The sequence below is a fragment of the Vibrio sp. 1288 genome, assembly GCF_033344475.1.
Genome location: NZ_JAWPOX010000995.1, coordinates 1 through 546, shown reverse-complemented (window position 1 = coordinate 546; position 546 = coordinate 1). Strand labels below are relative to the sequence as shown.

The following is a 546-nucleotide window of genomic DNA, read 5'->3' as shown; positions in this document are numbered from 1 at the left end:
CAATCCCCAAATCGCGGACTACGACCACTATGATTTTCCATTCCCCCTCACCACTCCAAACCACTTCGATGTTGTCTGGCACGCTCCAAGTGACACCAGCGCCATTGCTCAGGTACGTGCGATCTTGCCAGTGACGATGCACATCTTCCGCGTGAGTTGTATCTTGGTCAGCCATCACATCGGCAATCACTTCACCCGGAACACGCCCAACTACCTCGGCGTAGACATACACAACAGGCTTGAGGTTTTTATGGAAAATCGGTTTGTCCGCTGCGCGTTTCACAAAATGACCGACTTCAGACAACTGCACGATAGGCTGAGGAGCATCCACAACCGCCCCATTGGATTCTACTTTTGCAATGCCCGGACGGCCTCGCACATAAAGTTGCTCTAGTTGATTAAGGTTATCTCTGTCTTCGCGTCGGAGCTGCACTTCGATAGGTAGTGGGTCCACTTCTCTTGGATCGGCGATATAACCGAGCACTTTGGCGTTCGCGGCGGTAATAAGCGTGTTATTGATATCAGCAACAGAAACACCAGACAGCG

The 546-nt window shown here is 51.5% G+C and carries 1 protein-coding gene; it reads right to left on the bottom strand.

Annotation, left to right across the window (positions count from 1 at the left end):
• Nucleotides 1-546, bottom strand: a 546-nt coding sequence (locus R8O11_RS30545; protein ID WP_318195300.1) for an efflux RND transporter permease subunit, incomplete at both ends; no start/stop codon positions are given.